Here is a 542-nt window from a genome sequence, read left to right as displayed (position 1 = left end):
ATCCTCCAGCTCAAGGACACCGTCAACACGATGGTCGACCAACTCCGCGCCTTCGCCGACGAAGTCACCCGCGTCGCCCGCGAAGTCGGCACCGAAGGACGCCTCGGCGGACGCGCCCAGGTACGCGAGGTGTCCGGGGTGTGGAAGGACCTCACCGAGAGCGTCAACTTCATGGCGGACAACCTGACCTCGCAGGTCCGCAACATCGCCCAGGTCGCCACCGCCGTGGCGGAAGGAGACCTCAGCAAGACGATCACGGTCGAGGCGAAAGGGGAGATCCTCGAGCTGAAGTCAACGATCAACACCATGGTCGCTCAGCTCTCGGCGTTCGCCGACGAGGTCACCCGGGTCGCCCGCGAAGTCGGCACCGAAGGGCACCTGGGTGGTCAAGCGCAGGTCAGAGGGGTGTCCGGGATGTGGAAGGACCTCACCGACAACGTCAACTTCATGGCGTCCAACCTCACCTCACAGGTCCGCAACATCGCCCAGGTCACCACCGCCGTCGCCAACGGCGACCTCTCCAAGAAGATCTCCGTCGACGC

The 542-nt window shown here is 64.9% G+C and carries 1 protein-coding gene; it reads left to right on the top strand.

Features of this window, described 5'->3' with window-relative positions; genetic code table 11:
* On the top strand, positions 1-542 hold a 542-nt coding region (locus ACTWQI_RS29885; protein ID WP_443275234.1), incomplete at both ends, for a HAMP domain-containing protein.

Source organism: Streptomyces sp. KR80 (assembly GCF_052245555.1).
GTDB lineage: Bacteria > Actinomycetota > Actinomycetes > Streptomycetales > Streptomycetaceae > Streptomyces.
The sequence above is the reverse complement of the archived record's forward strand: the minus strand, read 5'-3'. Positions and strand labels throughout refer to the sequence as shown.